The sequence below is a fragment of the Klebsiella sp. V115_8 genome (genome assembly GCF_029967715.1).
GTDB classification, from domain to species: Bacteria; Pseudomonadota; Gammaproteobacteria; order Enterobacterales; family Enterobacteriaceae; genus Klebsiella; species Klebsiella quasipneumoniae.
This window is the reverse complement of sequence record NZ_JASCAR010000029.1, coordinates 62,349-84,108: the sequence shown is the minus strand read 5'-3', so window position 1 is coordinate 84,108 and position 21,760 is coordinate 62,349. Positions and strand designations below refer to the sequence as shown.

17 protein-coding genes and 1 pseudogene are annotated in these 21,760 nt (G+C 56.3%); 6 read left to right on the top strand and 12 right to left on the bottom strand.

Features of this window, described 5'->3' with window-relative positions; translation table 11 throughout:
* Positions 1-122 precede the first annotated feature (122 nt).
* Together fdhF and QLG03_RS12600 are read left to right on the top strand one after the other, a co-directional pair.
* Positions 123-2,270, top strand: coding sequence for a formate dehydrogenase subunit alpha (gene fdhF, locus QLG03_RS12605; protein ID WP_255989508.1), 2,148 nt, complete (start codon positions 123-125; stop codon positions 2,268-2,270).
* A 197-nt stretch (positions 2,271-2,467) separates the two neighbouring features.
* Positions 2,468-3,154 carry a tetratricopeptide repeat protein gene (locus QLG03_RS12600; protein WP_023291654.1) on the top strand — a complete coding sequence of 229 codons (687 nt, stop codon included), beginning with the start codon at positions 2,468-2,470 and terminating at the stop codon, positions 3,152-3,154.
* Positions 3,155-3,188: 34 nt separating this feature from the next.
* Here QLG03_RS12600 and gltP read toward each other — a convergent pair whose 3' ends face one another.
* Positions 3,189-4,502, bottom strand: a complete 1,314-nt coding sequence (gltP, locus tag QLG03_RS12595) for a glutamate/aspartate:proton symporter GltP (protein WP_004206354.1) — start codon at positions 4,500-4,502, stop codon at positions 3,189-3,191.
* 111 nt (positions 4,503-4,613) lie between these two features.
* A pseudogene (locus QLG03_RS12590) lies at positions 4,614-4,814 on the bottom strand (hypothetical protein).
* A 100-nt stretch (positions 4,815-4,914) separates the two neighbouring features.
* Here QLG03_RS12590 and acs point away from each other — a divergent pair.
* From acs to actP, 3 genes are all read left to right on the top strand, one after another.
* The gene (gene acs, locus QLG03_RS12585; RefSeq protein WP_004206352.1) at positions 4,915-6,873 is read left to right on the top strand and encodes an acetate--CoA ligase; all 1,959 of its coding nucleotides are present in this window, start codon (positions 4,915-4,917) and stop codon (positions 6,871-6,873) included.
* A gap of 184 nt (positions 6,874-7,057) precedes the next feature.
* Positions 7,058-7,369: a DUF485 domain-containing protein gene (locus QLG03_RS12580; protein ID WP_004206350.1), complete on the top strand. Its 312-nt coding sequence runs from the start codon at positions 7,058-7,060 to the stop codon at positions 7,367-7,369.
* A complete protein-coding gene (gene actP / locus QLG03_RS12575; RefSeq protein WP_255989539.1) occupies positions 7,369-9,021 on the top strand; it encodes a cation/acetate symporter ActP in 1,653 nt (550 codons plus the stop codon). Before QLG03_RS12580 ends, actP begins: the two co-directional genes overlap by 1 nt.
* Positions 9,022-9,075: 54 nt before the next feature.
* On the opposite strand, the gene QLG03_RS12570 is transcribed toward actP, so the two are convergent.
* The 7 genes from QLG03_RS12570 to QLG03_RS12540 all read right to left on the bottom strand — a co-directional run bounded on the left by QLG03_RS12570 (position 9,076) and on the right by QLG03_RS12540 (position 16,235).
* Positions 9,076-10,173, bottom strand: a complete 1,098-nt coding sequence (locus QLG03_RS12570; RefSeq protein ID WP_104466399.1) for a type 1 fimbrial protein — start codon at positions 10,171-10,173, stop codon at positions 9,076-9,078.
* Positions 10,174-10,193: 20 nt separating this feature from the next.
* Complete coding sequence (locus tag QLG03_RS12565) at positions 10,194-10,745, bottom strand: fimbrial protein (protein ID WP_104466400.1); 552 nt, start codon at positions 10,743-10,745, stop codon at positions 10,194-10,196.
* Positions 10,746-10,780: 35 nt separating this feature from the next.
* Complete coding sequence (locus QLG03_RS12560; protein ID WP_255989511.1) at positions 10,781-13,372, bottom strand: fimbria/pilus outer membrane usher protein; 2,592 nt, start codon at positions 13,370-13,372, stop codon at positions 10,781-10,783.
* Positions 13,326-14,015, bottom strand: coding sequence for a fimbrial assembly chaperone (locus tag QLG03_RS12555; RefSeq protein ID WP_255989513.1), 690 nt, complete (start codon positions 14,013-14,015; stop codon positions 13,326-13,328). The genes QLG03_RS12560 and QLG03_RS12555 overlap by 47 nt, the downstream gene beginning before the upstream one ends.
* Before the next feature lie 59 nt (positions 14,016-14,074).
* Complete coding sequence (locus tag QLG03_RS12550) at positions 14,075-14,632, bottom strand: fimbrial protein (RefSeq protein WP_072096590.1); 558 nt, start codon at positions 14,630-14,632, stop codon at positions 14,075-14,077.
* A 509-nt stretch (positions 14,633-15,141) separates the two neighbouring features.
* On the bottom strand, positions 15,142-15,831 hold the full coding sequence (locus tag QLG03_RS12545) for an LrgB family protein (protein ID WP_255989516.1): 690 nt from the start codon (positions 15,829-15,831) through the stop codon (positions 15,142-15,144).
* On the bottom strand, positions 15,828-16,235 hold the full coding sequence (locus QLG03_RS12540) for a CidA/LrgA family protein (RefSeq protein ID WP_004206336.1): 408 nt from the start codon (positions 16,233-16,235) through the stop codon (positions 15,828-15,830). The genes QLG03_RS12545 and QLG03_RS12540 overlap by 4 nt, the downstream gene beginning before the upstream one ends.
* Before the next feature lie 104 nt (positions 16,236-16,339).
* Here QLG03_RS12540 and QLG03_RS12535 point away from each other — a divergent pair, with 104 nt between their 5' ends.
* Positions 16,340-17,221 (top strand): LysR family transcriptional regulator, encoded by an 882-nt coding sequence (locus tag QLG03_RS12535; RefSeq protein WP_017900105.1) that lies wholly within the window; start codon positions 16,340-16,342, stop codon positions 17,219-17,221.
* Between the two features lie 135 nt (positions 17,222-17,356).
* On the opposite strand, the gene QLG03_RS12530 is transcribed toward QLG03_RS12535, so the two are convergent.
* The 3 genes from QLG03_RS12530 to QLG03_RS12520 form a co-directional block, all read right to left on the bottom strand.
* Positions 17,357-19,003 carry a Na+/H+ antiporter gene (locus QLG03_RS12530; protein ID WP_004206334.1) on the bottom strand — a complete coding sequence of 549 codons (1,647 nt, stop codon included), beginning with the start codon at positions 19,001-19,003 and terminating at the stop codon, positions 17,357-17,359.
* A 147-nt stretch (positions 19,004-19,150) separates the two neighbouring features.
* Entirely contained in the window at positions 19,151-20,500 is a 1,350-nt protein-coding gene (locus QLG03_RS12525) for an NCS2 family permease (protein WP_004206333.1), read from the bottom strand.
* A gap of 390 nt (positions 20,501-20,890) precedes the next feature.
* Positions 20,891-21,559 (bottom strand): glutathione S-transferase, encoded by a 669-nt coding sequence (locus QLG03_RS12520; RefSeq protein ID WP_255989517.1) that lies wholly within the window; start codon positions 21,557-21,559, stop codon positions 20,891-20,893.
* Positions 21,560-21,760: the final 201 nt, after the last annotated feature.

Below are 21,760 nucleotides of genomic sequence, written 5' to 3'. Positions count from 1 at the left end.
GCATTTCGCCCAAAAAAGCCACGTATCATCAAGGAATACCCACAATGAAAATATGGCATAGAAGATGCATAGTGACGGCGCGATAGCGCAAACGCGCCCATTGAATAACTGGAGCAAGACCGATGAAAAAAGTCGTCACGGTTTGCCCGTATTGCGCATCAGGTTGCAAAATCAACCTGGTGGTCGATAACGGCAAAATCGTTCGGGCTGAAGCGGCGCAGGGGAAAACCAACCAGGGAACCCTGTGCCTGAAGGGCTATTATGGCTGGGACTTTATTAACGATACCCAGATCCTGACGCCGCGCCTGAAAACCCCCATGATCCGTCGTCAACGCGGCGGCAAGCTGGAAGCTGTCTCCTGGGATGAGGCGCTGGATTACGTCGCCACTCGCCTCAGCGCCATTAAAGCCAAATATGGCCCGGATGCGATCCAAACCACCGGCTCCTCCCGCGGTACCGGTAATGAAACCAACTATGTGATGCAAAAATTCGCGCGCGCCGTTATTGGTACCAATAACGTCGACTGCTGCGCTCGCGTCTGACACGGCCCTTCGGTTGCAGGTCTGCACCAGTCGGTCGGTAATGGCGCCATGAGTAATGCCATCACGGAGATTGATAACACCGATCTGGTGTTTATCTTCGGTTACAACCCGGCGGATTCCCACCCTATCGTGGCGAATCACGTCATTAACGCTAAACGCAACGGGGCGAAAATTATCGTCTGCGACCCGCGCAAAATTGAAACCGCGCGCATCGCCGATATGCACATTGCGCTGAAGAACGGCTCGAATATCGCGCTGCTCAACGCCATTGGCCACGTGATTATTGAAGAGGATCTGTACGATAAATCCTTCGTCGCCAGCCGTTCCGAAGGCTTCGAGGAGTATCGCAAAATCGTTGAAGGCTATACGCCGGAGTCGGTGGAGGAGATCACCGGGGTCAGCGCCCAGGAGATCCGCGCCTGCGCCCGGATGTACGCCAGCGCCAAATCCGCCGCCATTCTGTGGGGCATGGGCGTGACCCAGTTCTACCAGGGCGTGGAGACCGTGCGTTCCCTGACCAGCCTGGCGATCCTCACCGGCAACCTCGGCAAACCGAGCGTCGGCGTCAACCCGGTGCGCGGCCAGAACAACGTCCAGGGCGCCTGCGATATGGGCGCGCTGCCGGATACCTATCCGGGCTATCAATACGTTAAGTTCCCGGAACACCGCGAGAAGTTCGCCAAAGCCTGGGGCGTCGACAGCCTGCCGGCACATACCGGCTATCGCATCAGCGAGCTGCCGCACCGCGCGGCGCACGGCGAAGTGCGGGCGGCGTACATTATGGGTGAAGATCCGCTGCAGACCGATGCCGAACTCTCGGCGGTGCGCAAAGCGTTCGACGATCTGGAGCTGGTTATCGTCCAGGACATTTTCATGACCAAAACCGCCTCCGCGGCCGACGTCATCCTGCCGTCCACCTCGTGGGGCGAGCACGAAGGCGTGTATACCGCAGCGGACCGCGGCTTCCAGCGCTTCTTTAAAGCGGTAGAGCCGAAGTGGGATCTGAAAACCGACTGGCAGATCATCAGCGAAATCGCCACCCGGATGGGTTATCCGATGCACTACAACAACACCCAGGAGATCTGGGACGAGTTGCGGCATCTGTGCCCGGACTTCTACGGCGCCACCTACGAGAAAATGGGTGAGCTTGGCTACGTCATGTGGCCGTGCCGCGATGAGTCCGACGCCGATCAGGGGACGTCGTATCTGTTTAAAGAGAAGTTCGATACCCCGAACGGGCTGGCGCAGTTCTTCACCTGCGACTGGGTCGCGCCGATCGATAAGCTCACCGACGAGTACCCGATGGTGCTGTCGACGGTGCGCGAAGTCGGCCACTACTCGTGCCGTTCAATGACCGGTAACTGCGCGGCGCTGGCGGCGCTGGCGGATGAGCCTGGCTATGCGCAGATCAACACCGCCGACGCCGAACGGTTAGGCATTGAGGATGAAGCGCTGGTGTGGGTGAATTCGCGCAAGGGTCGGATCATCACCCGCGCGCAGGTCAGCGACCGGCCGAACAAAGGCGCGGTGTATATGACCTACCAGTGGTGGATTGGCGCCTGTAACGAGCTGGTGTCGGAGAACCTGAGCCCGATAACCAAAACGCCGGAGTACAAGTACTGCGCGGTCAACGTTGAGCGGATTGCCGATCAGCGCGCGGCGGAACAGTACGTGATCGACGAGTACAATAAGCTGAAATCCCGCCTGCGCGAAAGCGCGATGGGTTAAGGTTCGGCGGCCTGATCCGGCTCGCGCGATGCGTAGGCCGGGTCAGGCGTAGCCGCCACCCGGCATACAAGCGGCGCCGTGTCCGCGTACCTGCGGTAGGTAGAGCGAATCCGCTCTACCTACCGATCCCTGTCATTTTCTTCTTTTTCGCCTCCCTTTATACTGCGCGCTATGTTCCTTGCTGATAATAAATACAAATGAAATACCTCTTTTTATTTTTACTGGTCATTACCAGCGGCGCAGCGGTGGCCACCGAACCGGGTAGCCGGTATCAACAGCAGGCGGAAGCCGGCGATCGACGCGCGCAATATTACCTTGCGGATACCTGGGTTAGCTCCGGCGATTATCAGAAAGCCGAATTCTGGGCACAGAAAGCAGCGGCACAGGGCGATGGCGACGCGCTGGCCCTGCTGGCGCAGCTAAAAATTCGCAATCCGCAGCAGGCGGACTATCCGCAGGCTCGCCAGCTGGCGGAAAAAGCCGTCGAGGCCGGCAGTAAATCCGGGGAGATCGTCCTCGCGCGAGTGCTGGTGAACCGTCAGGCTGGCCCCACCGACGTGGCGCACGCCATCACGCTTCTGCAGGATGCCGCCCGGGACAGCGAAAGCGATGCGGCGGTAGACGCCCAGATGCTGCTGGGGCTGATCTACGCCAGCGGCGTGCACGGTCCGGAAGATGATGGGAAAGCGAGCGCCTACTTTAAAGGCAGCTCGGCGCTCTCGCGGACCGGCTATGCCGAATACTGGGCCGGGATGATGTTCCAGCAGGGAGAGAAAGGCTTTATCGAACCGAATAAGCAGAAGGCGCTGCACTGGCTTAACGTCAGTTGCCTGGAGGGGTTTGATACCGGCTGCGAAGAGTTTGACAGGATCAGTAAAGGATAAGAAAAAGCCCGGCGCTCGAGCCGGGCTTTGTGTTTTATTGCGCGGTTTTATCAAACTTGCCCAGCACTTCGCGTTCATACGCCAGCGCTTTTTTGCGGTCGAACTTATGCTCCCACTTGGCGATAACCAGCACCGCCAGCGCATTGCCCACCACGTTCAGCGCGGTACGCGCCATGTCGAGGATACGGTCGACGCCGGCGATAAAGGCGAGGCCCTCCAGCGGGATCCCGACGCTGCCCAGGGTGGCCAGCAGCACCACAAAAGAGACGCCCGGCACGCCGGCGATCCCTTTCGAGGTCACCATCAGGGTCAGTACCAGGGTGATCTCCTGCCAGATGGAGAGGTCGATGCCGTACAGCTGGGCGATAAAGATCGCCGCGATGCTCTGATACAGCGTTGAGCCATCGAGGTTAAAGGAGTAGCCGGTCGGCACCACGAAGCTGGTGATCGACGCCGGCGCGCCATAGGCTTCCATTTTCTCGATAATACGCGGCAGCACGCTCTCGGAGCTGGCGGTGGAGTAAGCCAGAATCAGCTCATCTTTCAGGATGCGGATCAGGATCCAGATGCTCAGGCCGCACAGGCGGGCGACAATCCCCAGCACCACCAGCGCGAAAAACAGGATCGCGAAGTAAACCAGCAGCACCAGCTTGGCCAGCGGCCACAGCGAGGCGAAACCAAAGGTGGCGACGGTCACTGAAATCAGGGCGAACACCCCGATCGGCGCATAGCGCATCACCATATGGGTGACTTTGAACATGGTTTCGGAGATGGAGCGGAAGACCGTCACCAGCGGCTCACGGTGCGTCGCCGGCAGCGAGGAGAGCCCCAGACCAAACAGCACCGAGAAGAAAATAATCGGCAGCATATCGCCTTTCGCCATCGACGCCACGATGTTGGTCGGCACCAGCGACAGGATGGTGCCCATCAGGCCATGCGCATGGCTCTGCACCTCAGCGGTGGTGTTCTGGTATTTCGAAATATCAACCGCCGCCAGCTGCGACATATCAATGCCCGTTCCCGGCTGGAAGACGTTGGCCAGGGTGATACCCAGCACGATCGCCACCGTGGTGATCACTTCGAAATAGATAATGGTTTTGGCGCCGATCCGGCCTAACTGTTTGGCATCGCCCACGCCGGCAATCCCGACCACCAGGGTCGAAATAACAATCGGGACTACGATCATTTTAATCAGATGGATAAAGATATCGCCCGCCGGCGTCAGCAAATTGCTAATCAACCAATCGCGACTTTCGGCGTGGTAATGCAGATAACTGCCCAAAAGGATACCCAGCACCAGGGCTAGCAAAATTTGCCAGGCCAGACTGACTTTTTTTGTTTTCTTCACTACTGACTTCCTCAATGAAAGGCACCATTCCTTTTCGTCATGGTACCCACTGCAGGGGGTATGAATTGTGTTGCGTTGCTTTGTGGGGTTATTTAACGCGCAATATCAGTATCATTTGCACGGCATGCTGCGCAAGCCTTTAAGAATAGGGCTTTCTTCTGGTTTTCTGCATAAAGTCACGAATTTTCCCCAGTTACAATGCATAAGTATTTGTAATAAAAAATATTTCACATCTTCCGTTTCTATAAATTCATTTACGCAATTATTTCACTTCAAAGTTTCATTTGACGAAATTTCACTCAGTTGAATCATTGCGTGATCTGCCCCCCAATTAACAAACAAAGCTGCCAAAACCCCTACTATTAACGTTTGTTTGACATATATTTAACAAGTTCAAAGGAGAAAAAAAGCCATGAGCCAAATACACAAACACCCTATTCCCGCTAACATTGCGGAACGTTGCCTGATTAACCCGGATCAGTACAAGGCGCAGTATCAACAATCCATAACCGACCCTGATACATTCTGGGGCGAGCAGGGCAAAATCCTTGACTGGATGCGCCCCTACACCCGCGTGAAGAATACCTCCTTTGCGCCGGGTAACATTTCCATCAAATGGTATGAAGACGGCACCCTGAACCTCGCCGCCAACTGCCTCGACCGCCATCTCGCCGAGCGCGGCGATCAAACCGCCATCATCTGGGAAGGCGACGACGCCAGCCAGAGCAAGCACATCACCTACCGTGAACTGCATGCGGACGTCTGCCGCTTCGCCAATGTGCTGCTCGGCCTCGGGATTAAAAAAGGCGACGTGGTCGCCATCTATATGCCGATGGTGCCGGAAGCCGCGGTGGCGATGCTGGCCTGCGCCCGCATCGGCGCCATCCACTCGGTGATTTTCGGTGGCTTCTCGCCGGAGGCGGTGGCCGGACGCATTATCGACTCCAGCTCGCGCCTGGTGATCACCGCGGATGAAGGGCTGCGCGCCGGTCGCGCCATCCCGCTGAAGAAAAACGTCGATGACGCGCTGAAAAACCCGAACGTCAACAGCATTGAACACGTCGTGGTCCTGAAACGTACCGGCGGTAAAATCGACTGGCAGGAGGGCCGCGATCTGTGGTGGAGCGATCTGATGGCGAACGCCAGCGCCGAACACCGCCCCGTCGAGATGAACGCCGAAGATCCGCTGTTCATCCTCTATACCTCTGGCTCCACCGGTAAACCGAAAGGGGTGTTGCACACCACCGGCGGCTATCTGGTCTACGCGGCCACCACCTTTAAATACGTTTTCGATTACCACCCGGGCGATATTTACTGGTGCACCGCCGATGTCGGCTGGGTCACCGGCCACAGCTATCTGCTGTACGGCCCGCTGGCCTGCGGCGCCACCACTCTGATGTTCGAAGGGGTGCCGAACTGGCCAACCCCTGCGCGTATGTGCCAGGTCGTCGATAAGCATAAGGTCAGCATTCTCTATACCGCTCCGACGGCGATCCGTGCCCTGATGGCGGAAGGCGACAAGGCTATCGAAGGCACGGACCGCTCCTCACTGCGCATTCTCGGCTCGGTCGGCGAACCCATTAACCCGGAAGCCTGGGAGTGGTACTGGAAGAAGATCGGTAACGAGAAGTGCCCGGTGATGGACACCTGGTGGCAGACCGAAACCGGCGGCTTTATGATCACCCCGCTGCCGGGAGCGATTGAGCTGAAGGCTGGCTCCGCTACCCGCCCGTTCTTCGGCGTTCAGCCGGTGCTGGTGGATAACGAAGGCCTGCCGCTGGATGGCGCCACCGAGGGCAATCTTGCTATCGCCGACTCCTGGCCCGGCCAGGCGCGAACCCTGTTCGGGGATCATGAGCGCTTTGAGCAAACCTACTTCTCCACCTTCAAAAATATGTACTTTAGCGGCGACGGCGCGCGCCGAGATGAAGATGGCTATTACTGGATCACCGGCCGCGTGGATGACGTTCTGAACGTCTCCGGCCACCGTCTGGGTACTGCCGAGATCGAATCGGCGCTGGTGTCGCACCCGAAAATCGCCGAAGCGGCAGTGGTCGGTATTCCGCACAACATCAAGGGCCAGGCTATCTACGCCTACGTGACGCTCAATCACGGTGAAGAACCGACGCCGGAGCTGTATGCGGAAGTGCGTAACTGGGTGCGTAAAGAGATTGGCCCGCTGGCGACGCCGGATGTTCTGCACTGGACCGATTCGTTGCCAAAAACCCGCTCGGGCAAAATCATGCGCCGCATTCTGCGCAAGATCGCCGCGGGCGATACCAGCAACCTCGGCGATACCTCGACTCTCGCCGATCCTGGCGTAGTGGAAAAACTGCTCGAAGAGAAGCAGGCCATTACCATGCCTTCTTAAGTAAGGACCGATTCCCTACACCCTCTCCCCCACCGGGGAGAGGATAAAAATAAGTCCCTCCCCCAGGATTTCACTCGCAGGAACGCCGTCAGCGAACCGTATCCCGGCCTTTAACGCCGGAGGGATTGCTGTCGCCAGCGTCCGCTGCGTGGATGACGAAAGGGAGACCTCTGGAGACGCTAAGATGAATGAACAACTTTGTCAGCGGATAGAAAATAGTGCGCATTTCAGGGAGCTGGTGGCATCACGGCAACGGTTTGCCGCCATTCTGTCAGTGATTATGTTAGTGATCTATGTGGGCTTTATTCTGCTTATCGCCTTCGCGCCAGGCTGGCTCGGCACGCCGCTGCACGCCGGGACCAGCGTCACCCGCGGGATCCCGCTGGGCATCGGGGTGATCGTCATTTCGTTTGTTCTCACCGGTATTTATGTCTGGCGGGCTAACGGTGAATTTGACCGTTTGACCAAGAGCGTTCTCAACGAGGTAAAAGCATGATCAAGAGAGTCCTGACGGCGCTCGCCGCCACGCTGCTGCCCCTCGGCGCTCAGGCCGCAGACGCCATTACCGGCGCGGTACAGCGCCAGCCGACCAACTGGCAGGCGATTGTCATGTTCCTGATTTTCGTCGCCCTGACCCTGTACATCACTTACTGGGCGTCAAAACGGGTGCGTTCGCGCAGCGATTACTACACCGCCGGCGGCAATATCACCGGTTTCCAGAACGGGCTGGCGATTGCCGGCGACTTTATGTCGGCAGCGTCGTTCCTTGGTATCTCCGCGCTGGTGTATACCTCCGGTTACGACGGTCTGATCTACTCGCTGGGCTTCCTTGTCGGCTGGCCGATTATCCTGTTTCTGATTGCCGAACGTCTGCGCAACCTTGGCCGCTACACCTTTGCCGACGTGGCGTCCTATCGTCTCAAACAGGGACCGATCCGCACCCTCTCCGCCTGCGGCTCGCTGGTGGTGGTGGCCCTCTATCTGATCGCCCAAATGGTCGGCGCCGGCAAGCTGATCCAGCTGCTGTTCGGCCTTAACTATCACGTTGCGGTGGTGCTGGTGGGCGTCCTGATGGTGCTCTATGTCCTGTTCGGCGGCATGCTGGCGACCACCTGGGTGCAGATTATCAAAGCGGTTCTGCTGCTGTTCGGCGCCAGCTTTATGGCCTTTATGGTGATGAAGCACGTCGGCTTCAGCTTCAATAATCTGTTTACCGAAGCGATGGCCGTCCACCCGAAAGGCGCGGCGATTATGAGCCCGGGTGGGCTGGTGAAAGATCCGATATCCGCGCTCTCCCTTGGCCTCGGTCTGATGTTTGGTACCGCCGGCCTGCCGCATATCCTGATGCGTTTCTTTACCGTGAGCGACGCCAAAGAAGCGCGTAAAAGCGTGTTCTACGCCACCGGTTTTATGGGCTACTTCTATATTCTGACCTTTATCATCGGCTTCGGCGCCATCATGCTGGTCGGCGCGAACCCAGTGTTCAAAGACGCGGCCGGGCAGCTTATCGGCGGCAATAATATGGCGGCGGTGCATCTGGCGGATGCGGTGGGCGGCAACCTGTTCCTCGGCTTTATCTCCGCGGTCGCCTTCGCCACCATTCTGGCGGTGGTCGCTGGCTTGACGCTGGCGGGCGCCTCGGCGGTGTCGCACGACCTGTACGCCAACGTCTTCCGTAAAGGGGCGACCGAGCGTCAGGAGCTGAAGGTCTCCAAAATTACGGTGCTGATCCTCGGCGTGGTGGCCATTCTGCTGGGCATCCTGTTCGAAAATCAGAATATCGCTTTCATGGTCGGCCTGGCGTTCTCTATTGCCGCCAGCTGTAATTTCCCGATCATTCTGCTGTCGATGTACTGGTCGAAGCTGACCACCCGCGGGGCGATGATCGGCGGCTGGCTGGGTCTGCTGACGGCGGTGATTCTGATGATCCTCGGCCCGACCATTTGGGTGCAGATCCTCGGTCATGAGAAAGCGCTGTTCCCGTATGAATACCCGGCGCTGTTCTCCATCGCTATCGCGTTCATCGGTATCTGGCTCTTCTCCGCGACTGATAACTCACCGGAAGGAATGCGCGAGCGCGAGCAGTTCCGCGCCCAGTTCATTCGTTCACAAACCGGGATTGGTATCGAACGCGGCCAGGCGCATTAACCGTCGCCTTCCCTTCTCCGGCACCTGCCGGGGAAGGGGCTTATTCTGCCCCCGTCAGTTGTAGGTGAAGGTGATCACCCCTGCTGCGTTTGCTGAACCTGCTGTCACCATATTTCCCGTCTTATAATAGTTTGTGGAAAAAGCGAGCGACTGCTGAGCGGCTGCCCCGCCAGGACTGTCGGGATGGGTGAAATAGCTATAGCTGGCATCTGCGCCGTCGTTCGTTACCGTCGTACGGCTCGAGGTATAGAGGCTGATGTCGGTATTCAATGGCAGCGCTTCGCCATCCAGATTCAACTGGACCCCCACCCCGGTGGCAACATTCTCTTCTGCCGTTAAGGCCATTACGGTGTTATCCGGATTATTCCCACTCGCTTCCGCCGCCACCACCCGCATCGAAACATTGGTTCCCGGCTCGCAAAAGAGATTCATGGACTGCCGCGCTGATCCTACCTTCGTCGCGCTATTAAACTCGCCGGTATTGATGCTGCCCATGGCAAAACTAAGATTATTGCTACTGACATCGCACCCCATCGGGATCATCTGGATGCTGGTGGTTCCGCTGATATGCAGTTGGGAAATCGCTACCGAGCCTGACTTATCCTTTGCCGATACCGTCGCCACCGGGTCGTTAAAGGATAATGTACTATTGCTGGCAATCGCGCCGCCAGTCGCTACCAGCTGCAGTTGATACGCCGGGGTGTAATGTGTGGAAGCGTAGAAATCTAAAAAGCCATTAGGTTCACCGAGTTTAAAGTTGGCATCGCCGATATAATGCACCTGCGAGTCGGGAGTGAAATCATCTGTATCGTTCTCATATTCACCACTGATATTAAGCCACACTTTAACGCGTATCCCGATCCCCTGCACCGAGGTGGTATAGATGTTATCGCCGACCAACGCCCCGGCATTGCTCGAAGACCAGGCAAACACCGCGTAAATTTGCCCCTGGCAATTGAGCATAAACGTTTGCGCGTGATTCATTTTCCCGGAATCGTATAGCACCGTACCCGCGGTATAATTTCCGGCGTTGATCAGTATTTTTTCCGGCAGGTTAGTCATCGAGATATCGCCATAATTTTTCCCCTCACATAACGCCCAGCTGTAGGAGGGGATCAGCACCACAATGAAAAATAAAATAAGCTTTTTCATAAACTTCCCTGTCGAAATGATTATTTATAAGCCACATCAAAAGTGGCGGTAAAACCGACAATGCCGGGACTCACCTGGCCATAAGGTGAGTACATCCGTGCCGCCATGGTGAACGTGTGGATGTCCACTTCGCTATCAAAGGTGAAGAGATACTGGTTACCGGGGCCCAGCGGCTGCTGGTCGGCCATGCTGAGCAGTTGCAAACCAATGCCGCTGGCCCCGCTATTGCCTGTCATATAGCTTTTATAGATCGAAGTATGGGCTTCATCGAAACCAGCCCCACTGAATGTGATCGTCACTGCCGACGCATAGGCGGAACAGTTGGAAAAGAGCAGCTTAACCGGCACGCTGGCGCTGCTCGATCCCGCTTTTCCGGAGAACGTCTGATAGGGAACGGTGCCCAAATCAATACGATTCGACGGCTCCACAGCCACCTCACAGGAGGGCGCTTCGATCGTGCCCGTAACCTTAAAATTGACCGTGCTGTTGCTCTCGTAAGCCAACCCGGGAGCGGAGAGCAGTAAAAGGCTAGCCAGTACACAGCCCCCTGCTCCGCAGTCTTTAATGCTCATATCAGCCCTTTTTTCCTGTTGCGAACGTGCGGCCATTATCGGCAGATGGCCTGATAAAACTGAATATTGTCGCTCAGCGTGGTGCTGGAGAAATCATAATGAGCGGTGCACTGCTCACTGCTTTTGTCCCCCCAGCGTGCTAGCAGCTGGCCTTTTTTCTGCAACCCCGTCAGGTAAACCTGCCCCTCATCGCCAACGATATTGCTGCGCGAGACGCTGGTGTTAGGCCGGGCGTTATCGAGGGTCACCAGCGCGCCGAAGGGCACCACCCCGCTGCGGGTGCGCAGTGTGAGCATCGCCTTATAGCCAATTCGCGTGTCATACTGCACTTTGACGATCGCGTTGCGCGTCGGTACCACCGTTCTGGCAACGTTATCCACTTCAGCGCCGGGGATTTCCTGTTCATCCAGCGCCAGGCTATTACGATGGTATGGACGGACGTAGGGCACCACGGCATATCCGGTGGCATCCGTCGTCACGTTTGTCTGGCCGCGCACCGTCACATCCCTGACGCCGGGGGTCTCGACCAGCGCCGAACTCTCCCCCAGAAAGCGTGACAGCGTGAGCCCACCTGAATGGGCGACCATGCCGCCGCGCAGCGAATAGTTGTAGTGATTGCTGTAGCGGTCGTAGCCATAGCCGCCCGCCACGTCGCCTTTTGCCCCCTGGTAGTTGACGCTGAGGTTGCCGGAAGTGCTCTTATCCTGGGTGTTGTACCCTTCCAGCACGCTCCAGTTCAGGGAGCGATCCTCGAACGCTGAACCGTTAAGTCCCACGCTGTGCGTGGTGTCGTTATGGCGGCCATGGTTCATGGTGTAATTCGCGGAGAGTGAGTCTCCCAGCGGAATGCTTAACGTCAGGGAGACGACCGTATCGCTGGCCGGCCGGTTATGACCGCTGTCATCGGTGTTCTGCACGTTGCGGTTATAGGAATAGTTAATAAAGTAGGAGGCTTTGCCGATTGCTCCGCTATAGCCCACCCCGACCGACGCCATGCGCGAGTTGTCCCAGTAGGTTTCATTGATCAGCGACAGCGAAAGTGAGCCATAGCCAAACAGCGTCTGTGACACCGAGGCGTCAAAACGGCCTTTCGTTCTGCCGTTGCTGGTACAGCAGTCATACTGAGTGGAAGCGTTATCGATAAAATCCTGAAACGAATAGTATCCCGCGGTGGAGTAGCGATAACCGGCCACGGAAAAGTTGGTCCCGGTCTGGAGAAAACTTTTGCTAAAGCGGACGCGATAAGATTGCCCCTGTTCTTTACTGGTCGATGTGGCCGCGGCGTTGGCGTTGACATCAGCCCATGACTGAGAACCATCAAATGAGAGGGCGCCGATAGTCCCAAGATTAAAACCGGCGCCTAACAGCAAGTTGGTGTATTTATCTTCCGCCTGCTGAAAGCCGCTATAAAGAGTAACGTTGCTGGTCACGCCATAAACCAGAGAGGACTGAATAAAGTTATATTCTTTATCGTCGGAGCTACCTGAGCGCGTTCTGCCACTGCTCAGCGCATAGTCCAGCTGGCCCTCGCGCTGCAGGATCGCCAGCGAGGCGAATGGCACCACAAAGTTTTGCTCGCTGCCGTCAGACTCTTTAATGCTGACGTACAGATCGCCGGCGCTGCCGGTGGCGTAAAGATCTTTTATTTCAAAGGCGCCGGGTGCAACGGTGGTTTTATAAATGCTATAGCCATTCTGATAGACCGAGACCTCAGCGGTGGTACGCGCAATACCCTTGATCGTCGGCGCAAACCCGTGAAGGCTATCCGGCAGCATCTCTTTATCGGAGCTGAGCTGTAGGCCAGTAAAGCTCATGCTGTCGAAGATGCCGGACGACGTATAGGTGTTGCCCACCACCAGTTGACTGCGCAGGGTTTGGATATCGCGGGTGATATAGGAGTATACCGACTCCCAGCGACTGCTATTGTCGCTGTGGCTATAGGTGCTGTAGTTGCGCAGGCGCCACGGCCCCAGGTTCACGCCAGGCTGCAGGCTGATAAACTGACTGTCGATAGTCGCGCCGTTATGTCGCGGGGTATTGCGCTGACCGGAAATGCTGTAGTTGAGAATACCGGCGTTAATCCCCTGCTGCCACTGGCTCTCCGGCACATAGTCCCTGGGGCGGTTCAGCATGGCGGCTTGTGGGACGGTAAAATCTATCCGCTGTTGGGCAAGTGAAACCGTAAACGTCACGCCCGGGATCGCCGACAGCTGAGCACAGGTTTCTCCTGCCTCGAACAGCTTCGGATAGGCGGCGGTATTGATGAGCCATGAATGAAGAAACTCCGTAGAAAGACAGGGAGTTACCGTTGCGTTTGCACCAGCGTCAGGGTTATTTACCTGAAACAGGAGCGATTCAGAACCGACATACTTATCATTGATGAAAACATCCAGGTAATAAGTGCCCGGCGGTACGCCATCTTGCGAAAAATAAGACAGATCAACTGAAGTCGCACTATTAGCGGTGACTTCGAGTAGGTTTGGATTGAAATATTCGCCGGCCTCAGCGCAAGTAGGTAGGGTACTCAGGCACAGAAAAATAGCGACGCAGAGACTTTTAGTTGGAAATAGCGGCTCAATGCTACTGAATAAGAGCGGTATATTTCTTCCCTGACATACCATAATCATTAATCACGCTCCATGTGATTTCTTTTTTTCCTGCCGAGGACAGGTTACTCCTGACGGGTATTTTTAAAGTCGAAAACGGGGCTGCAAACCATGCACCAGAAATATTTTTACCGTTAACACTAACCTGCGAGAAATTCATATACACTGGTGAACTATTTTTTACCGTTAGGGACGCCCCTTCTTTACCCCATTGTAATTTGTCGGCATAGCTTTCTGGTGTATTACCTTTTAACGCGGCAGGACGGTAAATTAATTTTATTTTCGAGTTGATAGCAAACTGCACGACATTTTTATCAGGAATATATTCCGTCGCCGGGATCCCTTTAATATTTAGCCAAAACATGGATTCGCGGTCGTCTGGTAACATCTTTCCTGAACGGACAATACGCACAAATCCTTTTTCTCTGGCTTTAAGACGAAATAGCGGTGGTGTAATAATAAATGCATCTTTTGCTGGTGAAGCAGTATCAACCACAGAGAGCCAGGACTGCACGATATTGCTGTTCTGATCTTTATTCTCAACGCTAATAACGGCGTTATTCTTCGTACCATCAAAGACAAGGCGCGTACCGCCAACCACCACGCTGGCTTGCGCGATAGAAGACGACAGCACTAAACCAACCACAAAAAAAGGATATCTCATACGCTTAAATAAGGGGAATAACAGACGATCCCCCTTTCTCCCTTCAATAAAATGCAGAATTAATGATAGGTCACGTTATAAGTTACCGTTGTCTGAACGGCACCCTTTGTCGGTTCACCAGAGCCCGATTTCACCATCTTAACGGTGAACGGAATCGTTGCGGCACCGGAAGAGATATCGACATCGGAACCTTCTTCGTTATTTTTCATCAGGCTACCGGCTTCGTCATACAGCGCCACAGCGACGCCCGTTGCTGCGTCTTCCGTAGCCTGGTTTTTAAAGTAATCGCTATTCGCGGTATCGGAAACCCCGCCGAAAGTCACGCGGGCGGAGTTATTTCCCCCCTCTTCCACCGTCGGGCAATCCGCTAAGCTAAAGGAAAAGTTTTTGGCTGCGCCGAAGGTATACGCTTTCAGGTCCGCCACCGAGGTGGTACCCATATCAATGGCAGTCACACCGCCATCGATGGTCGCCGTACAGGTAGTATCTGAAACAATGCCATTAAAGGTAATGGTGTTATCAGCCTGGGCAACGGTAGACAGCGCGCTGCAGGCAGAGAAAATCAGGGCACCTGCCAGAAATTTTTTACTCATCTTCATATTTATTCCCATATCCATTATAAACGACAATCAGTCCGTCAATTGCTTTATGCAGCGATATTAGAGAATGAAATTCAATCAGCGCGGCGTCATGCCGGCATTTACATGCTATCGGCTTGATGACAGGCACTATTATGCAGAAATAAACGACCCACTATGAATCCATTCAATAATACAAGCTCGCGTAAAAAGAATAACTAACACATGGTAAAAATTCAATTATCAACAGATATGCTATTTTTTATACAACGCGTATTAAAAGATTAGCGGCGCGACATAAAAAACCTTAAAAATCACTTGGATAAGCAGTTATATAATTCGTGAAAATAATAAAAACACTGAATTATATTTAGATTGCAATTAAATAATCGACGACATTGAAATATTTTCTTACAAATTCAGGAGAAACATAAGAATCGACTTAATCTTTTATGATGAGTAATAACGGGTATAAACAAAAACAGGGGAAAATAGTCCATAACTATTCTCCCCCTCAATATTTCATAATATCCGGTTACGGGACCATGTTAAAACAGCAGCCAGCGCACGACCGGCGCAGCCAGCACGACGACCACACCTGAGAGCATCATCACCAGGCTGGCCACTACGCCCTCCTGCTGGCCCAGCTCATAGGAGCGCGCGGTTCCGGCACCGTGGGAGGCCGCCCCGAACCCGGCCCCTTTCGCCATCCCTTCCCGGATAGCAAGCCGTAAAAACAGCATGTCCCCCACCGCCATACCAAAGACGCCGGTGATCACCACAAACAGCGCCACCAGATCGGGTTGACCGCCGAGCGGTTTCGCCGCCGCCAGGGCAAAAGGCGTGGTCACCGAACGCACCGCCAGGCTACGCTGTATTTCGTCAGACAACATCAATCCGCGCGCCAGCCACACGGAACTGGTCACCGCTACCACCACCGCCGTCACCACCCCTGCGCTGAGAGACATCCAGTGGCGTTTGATCACCGCGATATTTTCATAGACCGGGACGGCAAAGGCGATGGTCGCCGGGCCCAGCAGCCAGAGCAGCCAGTGGGTCTCTCCCATATAGCTCTGATAAGAGATATGGCCTGTCACCAGGATCAGCACCAGCAGGATCGGCGTAAATACCAGCGGCATCAACGGCAGTTTATGAAAACGGCGATACAGTTTTTTATTAGCGTAATAGAGGCCCAGCGTCGCCGCCAGACACAGGATACTTAGCGTGGCATCGCTCATTTCTTTATCCTGTTCACTTCGTAACGATAAACCTTGTCAACGACCCAGGCCGTAGCGCCGAGCACCATCAGCGTGCTTAACGCAATGACCAGGAAAATACGCCATCCGTCGACCATCAACAGCTGGGCATAATTGACCACCGCCACCACCGCCGGGACGAAAAACAGCAGCATCTCCGCCAACAGCCAGCGGGCGCCGGCGCGAACCCAGTTGAGGGGGATCACCCGGCAAACGATCATCAACAGGAGCATCACCATGCCCACTAAGTTGGCCGGCAAGGGTACCTGCCACCTGTTCACCAGATATTGTGCGAAGATGAATAACCCGACGTAGAGCAGCACCTGTATCGGGATCTGAAGTCGCTGCGCCACAGCAGGGGCAACGCGAGCTGGCGCGAAGGCCATGAGCGATAGTCCTGAAAAAAGAAGTCAGGCATGCAGTATAGAGAGCCGCCGACGCGGACAGAAATGAATTAAAATCATCGCAGGTATAGTCTCAGGGAATAATTATGGATATCCGAACGCTGCGCTATTTCGTTGAAGTGGTTCGTCAGCAGAGTTTTACTCGCGCGGCGGAAAAGCTGTTTGTCACGCAGCCCACCATCAGCAAGATGCTTAAAAATCTCGAAGATGAACTGAACTGCACGCTGTTGATCCGCGACGGCCGCAAACTGCTGCTTACCGATACCGGGCGCGTGGTTTTTGAACGCGGCCAGGCGATCCTCGGCGAGTTCAGCCAGCTGGAGTCAGAGCTGAGCGATATCAATCACCTGCATAAGGGGGTGCTGCGTCTTGGCATTCCGCCGATGGTCGGGATGCTGATGGCGGAGCCGATCAGCCGTTTCCGCCAGCGCTACCCGGGCGTCGAGCTGAAAATCGCCGAGTTTGGCGGCCTGACGGTCCAGCAGGCGGTCAGCAATGGTGAACTTGATATGGCGATGACCGCCCTGCCGATCGAAGAGGGTAGCAGCCTCACCACCCTGCCGTTGTTCAACCACCCACTGTGCGTCCTGACGCCCAGGACCGCGGCGTGGGAAGGCAAAACGTCGCTCTCGCCGGCGGAGCTGGCGGCGCATCCGCTGGTTATCTACAACGAGGAATTTGCCCTCAGCCAGCAGCTGATGCGCCTGTTTAGCGAGCACGACGTGAAGCCGCGGATCGCCGTGCGCAGCGGCCAGTGGGACTTTCTCGCCGCCATGGTGCAGGCCGGCATTGGCGTGGCGATCCTGCCGGAGCCGATTTGCCAGCGTCTCGACCCGCAGAACTTTTGCTGGATCCCATTGCAAAGCGAGCTGCGCTGGGAGCTGGGGATGATTTGGCGGGAAGGCGTGTATATGTCGCGTAGCGCTGAGGCCTGGCTGGCGTGCAGTAAAGCGTTCTGGCTGGAATAACGCCTGGCGGCGCCAGGCTGGTGCGCATCGGGTGGATACCGCGGAGGTTGTCGGCCCGGTAAGGCGTCAGCTGCCCGCGGGCACACGTGCGTTACGAGAGATCACCCGGCGGCGCTACGCCACCGGGTCTGACGATCACTGATCTTCGATCAACAGCGCTTCCAGCAGGTCGAGGTCGTGCAGCAGCTTCTGCAGCGTCTCGTTACTGATCTGCCGGGTGGCGCGCAGATGGTACAGCTCACCGCGCTCAGAGCGCAGCGCCGCCAGGCGGAAGCGCCGCTCCAGGCTCTCTTCGAGCATCGAGGTTTCCACATCGTTACGACCATCGGCGCGGCGGCGCAGGTTACCGATCACCCGCGAACTGACTTCGGTCAGCAGCTGGTTATCGATATTCTCTTTAGTATCCGCCGCCAGCCGCTCTTCCATCTTCTGGATCGCCACAATCGCCACGTCCGCCGTCGCCGCGCGCGCCAGACGCTCCTCTTTCCGCTGCTGCACATTATCGCTCGATTCAATGTGGCGCAGCAGGATCGGCAGCGCAATCACCCCAACGAACAACGAGAACAGGATCACCCCGGCGGCGAGGAAAATCAGCTCATAGCGCGCCGGAAAGACATTCCCGTCCGGCAGTAGCAGCGGAATAGAGAGCACACCGGCGAGGGTAATCGCCCCGCGCACCCCGGCAACGGAGGAGATCAGCAGCTCGCGCGTGGTCCAGGAGCCAAACTCCATCGGTTTCTTCTTCAGGAAGCGCTGGCTAAGCTTACGCATCGACCACAGCCAGCCAAAACGCACCAGCATCAGCGCGGCATAGATCAGGATGATGTCGGTAAACAGCATCCAGGTCTCGACATTGGGGTCGGCTTCCGCCGCCACCAGCGAGCTGGAGAGGATATCCGGCAGCTGCAGGCCCAACAGCAGAAACACCATGCCGTTAAAGACAAACTCCAGCATCGCCCAGGTGCTGTTGGCGCGCAGGCGCATCGCCAGCGGCGCGGTACGCATCACGCCGGAACGGGTGATGGTCATCCCTGCCGCCACCGCCGCCAGAATGCCGGAGACGCCGATATGTTCGGCAATCAGATAGGAGGCAAACGGCAGCAGGAACAGCAGGACGATCTGCGTGGCGGGCTCGTCACCGCCCCAGCGGCTGAGGAAGCGCATCGAGCGGCCATACGACCAGCTCACCACAAACCCGGCCAGCACGCCGCCAATCGCCACTTTCAGAAACTCGACGGTGGCGCCGCCGACGGTAAAGACCATGGTGCCCATCGCCACCGCGACGGCAAACTTGAGCGAGACCAGGCCGGAGGCGTCGTTCATCAGCGCCTCACCCTGCAAAATACCCATGATTTTTTTCGGTATCCGCCCTTCCCCGACGATACCCGAAAGCGCCACGGCATCGGTCGGCGACAGCACGGCCGCCAGCGCGAACGCCGGGATCAGCGGAATGCCCGGCACAATCCAGTAGATCAGAAAGCCGATGCCGACCACCGTCACGACCACCAGCGCCAGCGCCAGGCCGAGGATCTCGCGCCCGTGCTCAATGAATTCGCGAGTTGGCGTTTTCCAGCCGTCGGCGAACAACAGCGGCGGGATAAACAGGACCAGAAACAGCTCTGGATCAAATTCAACATGCAAACCAAAGGTCGGCCACGCCAGAAGCGCGCCAATGGCGATTTGCATCAGTGGGAGTGGAACCTGAAAGGGCAGTACGCGCGTCACTACCCCGGAGAGTGAGACCACAAGGGTCATGATGAGGATGGTAAAGAATATTTCCATGTGTTCCCTGTTTGCTGCGTTTTCTTTTATACCTGTGAGGCGTCTTGCCTTTGAATCATACGCTACCCAGATTAACGCAAATGGAAACAGGATGTGGCTTAAAAATAAAACGGGCGGCCTGAGCCGCCCGTGAGGAGCACAAAGGGTTTAAATCGCCCACCCGCCGGCGTAGAACACCACCAGCGCCACCGCGATAATCACCGTGCCGAGGTTCAGCTTACGCCACTCGCCGGAGACCAGACGGCCGATCACCAGGGTCGCGAAACCGATCATGATGCCGGTCACGATGTTGCAGGTCAGCACGATAAACACCGCGGTGATCAGGCCAGCCATGGCGTCAACGAAGTCATTGAAATCGATCTTCGCCACGTTGCTCAGCATCAGCAGACCGACGTACATCAGCGCCGGCGCGGTCGCGTAGGCCGGCACCAGATAAGAGAGCGGAGAGAGGAACAGGATCAGCAGGAACAGGACCCCTACCGTCACCGCGGTCAGGCCGGTTTTACCGCCGGCTGCCGTACCCGCCGCCGATTCGATATACACCGCCGCCGGCGCCGCCCCGACTAAGCCAGAGAAGACGCTGCTCAGGGAGTCGGTGGTCAGCGCTTTACCGCCGTTGATGATCTGTCCGTCTTTGTCCAGCAGGTTCGCCTGACCAGCCACCGCGCGGATGGTGCCGGTGGCGTCAAAGACCGCCGTCATCACCAGGGCCAGTACGCTGGGCAGCACGACCGGATTCAGCGCGCCGACGATATCCAGACTGCCAATCAGCGAGTTGCCCTGGTCATCGCTCAGGGATGGCATGGCGAAAATCCCGGAGAAATGGACGTTAGGATCGAAAATCAGGCCGACAATCGACACGCCGATAATGGTCAGCAGGATACCGCCCGGTACCTTCATTTTTTCCAGACCGATGATCACCGCGAGGCCAATCAGCGACATTACCACCGGGAAGCTGTCAAAGTTCCCCAACGCCACCGGCAGACCGTCCAGCGGATTTTTGATCACCAGGCCAACGCCATTGGCGGCAATCAGCAGCAGGAACAGACCGATCCCGATCCCGGTACCGTGGGCCACGCCCTGCGGCAGGTTGCGCAAGATCCAGCTGCGGATGCCAGTTGCCGAGATCACCGTAAACAGGACGCCCATCAGGAATACCGCGCCGAGCGCCACCGGAATACTGATGTGCTGCCCCAGCACCAGGCTGAAGGCGGTGAAAGCGGTCAACGAGATAGCGCAGCCGATGGCCATCGGCAGGTTTGCCCATAATCCCATCGCCAGCGAGCCAACGCCCGCCACCAGACAGGTAGAAACAAACACCGCGGCCGGCGGGAAACCCGCTTTTCCGAGCATGCCCGGCACCACGATGACGGAGTACACCATTGCCAGAAAGGTAGTAAGACCTGCAACAATCTCCTGACGCACGGTGCTACCGCGCGCCGAAATTTTAAACCAGGCGTCTAATGAACCGCCGGTACGCGCTGAAGGCGTAGACATAGAAAACTTCCCCTGAAAATTTTTATTGTTCGTTGATATGCGTGGTGGACCTTCCACTGCCAGTTAAACGCGATCTCCTTGTACCGAATCGCAGCGCCAGGGGGGCCGCAAAAAAGCAAACGTTTAACTCCGCGCATACACTACGGTGTGTCAACCTTATCAACTCCCCCCGGCTAGCAGAAAAAAGAGGGAGCAAAACAGAAAGGCAAACGATTATCCGGCCTTTAGATAACCCTTTTCAACCGATGTTTATCGTATTTCGCTAAATTTCGCTTATGACGAACAGAAAATAACCAGCCGATGCGCAAACGTTATCGTCCATGCGCAATCCGCTAACAATTTTTTAGTGAGTTGCTTTCATTTAGCCGCGTCATCGGATCCGCTGATACTTCAGGCGCCGGGTAAGGTGAAGGGGCCGCCGCGCTCGATAGCCTGCTGCCAGGCCGGGCGCTGCTCCACCCGCTGTCGCCAGGCCTCAATATGGCGAAGATCATGCATGCCGCCGCGGGCCAGCAGCGCCATCACCGGGAAGCTCATCTGGATATCGGCCATGCTCAGCCGATCGCCGGCAAACCATGGCCGCGTGGCAAGATGGTCGTCAATGAACCGCGCATGGGTGGCCAGCTGAGGATCGAGCCACGCTTTCTGGATACCTTTGCCCAGCAGCGAGCCCAGCGAGCGGACGCCAAAGGGCACCGGGGGTTTGCCGAGGCTGGCGAACACCAGCTTCATTAACAGCAGCGGCATCAGCGAGCCTTCGGCATAGTGCAGCCAGAAGCGGTACTGCAGTTTGTCATCCGCGCCCTGTGGCTTCAGCAGCCCATCGCTGTCCCAGCTCTCCTGCAAATACTCAAGGATCGCGCCGGACTCCGCCAGCACATAGCCGTTGTCTTCCAGCACTGGCGATTTCCCCAGCGGGTGGATTTTCTTCAATGCCGCTGGCGCCAGCATCGACTTTTCCCGCTGATAGCGGACTATCTGATAAGGCAGCTGTAGCTCCTCCAGCGCCCACAGTACGCGTTGCGATCGTGACTGATTAAGATGATGTACCGTCAGCATGGGCCTCTCCCGTGGTTTGTTCAAATTAACTATAGGAACAGGCGCGGATTGCCGGGAAAATTTCGGCAAAATAGTGAGGAAAAAACGGCGGCGGATGCCATAGTTAAAGTGTCGACGCAAACCGGAACCTCCATCAACAGATTGCGCAATATTGAGGGACGTCGACGTCGGGGGAAACCCTCTCGTGAACCAACGAGATAA

What these genes read in the sequence shown, in the direction of transcription:
- QLG03_RS12600 (WP_023291654.1), top strand. Translation starts at nt 2,468, where the DNA reads ATGAAATACCTCTTTTTATTTTTACTGGTCATTACCAGCGGCGCAGCG.
- acs (WP_004206352.1), top strand. Translation starts at nt 4,915, where the DNA reads ATGAGCCAAATACACAAACACCCTATTCCCGCTAACATTGCGGAACGT.
- QLG03_RS12580 (WP_004206350.1), top strand. Translation starts at nt 7,058, where the DNA reads ATGAATGAACAACTTTGTCAGCGGATAGAAAATAGTGCGCATTTCAGG.
- QLG03_RS12570 (WP_104466399.1), bottom strand. Translation starts at nt 10,173, where the DNA reads ATGAAAAAGCTTATTTTATTTTTCATTGTGGTGCTGATCCCCTCCTAC.
- QLG03_RS12565 (WP_104466400.1), bottom strand. Translation starts at nt 10,745, where the DNA reads ATGAGCATTAAAGACTGCGGAGCAGGGGGCTGTGTACTGGCTAGCCTT.
- QLG03_RS12560 (WP_255989511.1), bottom strand. Translation starts at nt 13,372, where the DNA reads ATGATTATGGTATGTCAGGGAAGAAATATACCGCTCTTATTCAGTAGC.
- QLG03_RS12555 (WP_255989513.1), bottom strand. Translation starts at nt 14,015, where the DNA reads ATGAGATATCCTTTTTTTGTGGTTGGTTTAGTGCTGTCGTCTTCTATC.
- QLG03_RS12550 (WP_072096590.1), bottom strand. Translation starts at nt 14,632, where the DNA reads ATGGATATGGGAATAAATATGAAGATGAGTAAAAAATTTCTGGCAGGT.
- QLG03_RS12545 (WP_255989516.1), bottom strand. Translation starts at nt 15,831, where the DNA reads ATGAGCGATGCCACGCTAAGTATCCTGTGTCTGGCGGCGACGCTGGGC.
- QLG03_RS12540 (WP_004206336.1), bottom strand. Translation starts at nt 16,235, where the DNA reads ATGGCCTTCGCGCCAGCTCGCGTTGCCCCTGCTGTGGCGCAGCGACTT.
- QLG03_RS12535 (WP_017900105.1), top strand. Translation starts at nt 16,340, where the DNA reads ATGGATATCCGAACGCTGCGCTATTTCGTTGAAGTGGTTCGTCAGCAG.
- QLG03_RS12530 (WP_004206334.1), bottom strand. Translation starts at nt 19,003, where the DNA reads ATGGAAATATTCTTTACCATCCTCATCATGACCCTTGTGGTCTCACTC.
- QLG03_RS12525 (WP_004206333.1), bottom strand. Translation starts at nt 20,500, where the DNA reads ATGTCTACGCCTTCAGCGCGTACCGGCGGTTCATTAGACGCCTGGTTT.
- QLG03_RS12520 (WP_255989517.1), bottom strand. Translation starts at nt 21,559, where the DNA reads ATGCTGACGGTACATCATCTTAATCAGTCACGATCGCAACGCGTACTG.